The 510-nt window shown below is 71.2% G+C and carries 1 protein-coding gene; it reads left to right on the top strand.

The window, feature by feature from the left end:
* Nucleotides 1–193: 193 nt before the first annotated feature.
* Nucleotides 194–510 (top strand): hypothetical protein (locus Aple_RS51720; RefSeq protein WP_218038965.1); only part of this gene is annotated, 317 nt, incomplete at its 3' end.

Consider the following 510-nt stretch of genomic DNA (forward strand, 5'->3'; position numbering starts at 1 on the left):
TTGGGGCGTGTGGGGGGAGGATCGGGGTGCCGAGGAGACTGAGCGGGGTGCCTGTCGCGGGCGGAGGGCCGATCAGGGTGCTGGTCGTGACATGGGGTGCGGGGACCACCCCGATCGCTCTAACCGCTCTGATCGTTCTGGCCGCTCCGATCGTTCTGATCATCCTGGCCGTTCTGATCACCCTGACCCGGGTTTGGCCGGGGCGGCGATACGGGAGTGGCTGCGCCAGGGCGAGGTGATCGCCGCCGACGGGTCGCGGGTGCCCTCCGATGTGGAGTCGGCGATGGCGGAGATCGTGGTGTTGGCGCGGGTGATCGATCGGGCCGAGGCGGCGATGGCGGTCCGGCTGGCCGTGGCCGATGCCGGGAAAGGCCAGCAGTTGTTCGGGCGGCGTTCGCTCGGGGCGTGGCTGGCCGCGGCCACCGGCTCAAGGATGGCCCGGGCCGGGGAACGGGTCACCCTGGCCCAGCAACTATCCCGCCTGCCTGATCTGGCCGCGCAACTGGCGGA

It is taken from the genome of Acrocarpospora pleiomorpha (assembly GCF_009687885.1).
Taxonomy (GTDB): domain Bacteria; phylum Actinomycetota; class Actinomycetes; order Streptosporangiales; family Streptosporangiaceae; genus Acrocarpospora; species Acrocarpospora pleiomorpha.